General features: G+C 64.1%; 1 protein-coding gene. It reads left to right on the plus strand.

Annotation, left to right across the window (positions count from 1 at the left end; all coding sequences use genetic code 11):
• Window positions 1-1,074: IS21 family transposase (gene istA, locus FA743_RS20140; protein WP_136887824.1), on the plus strand; the 1,074-nt coding region annotated here is incomplete at its 5' end.
• Window positions 1,075-1,159 lie beyond the last annotated feature (85 nt).

Below are 1,159 nucleotides of genomic sequence, written 5' to 3' on the forward strand. Positions count from 1 at the left end.
CAATCCTATCTGGCAGAGCGGCTTGAAGCCTTTCCCGGGCTGTCTGCCCGCAGGCTGCATCGTGAGATCAAGGCGATGGGCTATGTGGGTGCCTATTCCACGCTGACGGAGTATCTCCGGCTGGTTCGGCCCGTGGCGCCGCGGCAGTTCGAGCGTCGCTTCGAAACGCCAGCCGGGAAGCAGGCACAGGTGGATTTTGCCGAGTTCCAGGTGGAGTTCACGTCCGAACCCGGCGTGCTGCGCAAGGTCTGGCTGTTCAGCATGGTGCTGGGGCACAGTCGTTGGCTCCGGGGGCGGTTCTGTCCGAACCAGACGCTGGAGACGGTGATGCGCTGCCACATCGCAGCGTTTCAAACGATGGGCGGGGCCTGCACCGAAGTCTTGTATGACCGGATGAAGACTGCGGTCATCGGCGAGGATGCTTCCGGCGTCGTGACCTACAACGTCTCCCTGCTGGCGCTGCTGGCCCATTACGGGTCGGCACCACGAGCCTGTCAGCCGTATCGGGCCAAAACGAAAGGCAAGGTCGAGCGGCCGTTCCGTTATGTCCGGCAGGACTTCTTCCTTGGGCGCAGCTTCCGCGATCTGGACGACCTGAACGCCCAATTCGAAGAGTGGCGCACGACCATTGCCAATCCGAGGGTGCATGCCACAACAAATCGGGTCGTGGATGAGCATTTTGCCGAGGAGAAGCCGCATCTTCTGGCCCTGCCTGGCCGCCCCTACGACGCTGTGCTGACGGTCGAACGGCGCATCAGCCAGGAAGGCATGGTCGCGGTGGGCGGCAACCAATACAGCGTTCCCGACACCACGCGGCGGCGGATCGTCGAGGTCCAGAACCATCCGGTCGAGGTCCGGATCTTCGAGGATGGCCGGCTGATCGCCAGACATCCGGTGCTGGAGGGCAAGAACCAGCGCAGGGTCGATCCCGGCCATCGCAAGCCCGTTCCGACCACGCGGCGGGCGGAGCTTATCCCGTCATCTTCGGTCGACGCCCCTGTGGCCCGGCGTCCTCTGGCTTTCTATGAAGCTGTCGGGCGGCGGCTGGCGAATGCACAGGAGGGCCGCCCATGATCCCCGTCACCGAACGCATCCGCCAGAGCATGGTCAGCCTGCACATGGCTCGCGCCCTTGAGACACTGGATCAGACCCTCAGCCG

It is taken from the genome of Paracoccus gahaiensis (genome assembly GCF_005048225.1).
In the GTDB taxonomy this organism is placed as follows: Bacteria; Pseudomonadota; Alphaproteobacteria; order Rhodobacterales; family Rhodobacteraceae; genus Paracoccus; species Paracoccus gahaiensis.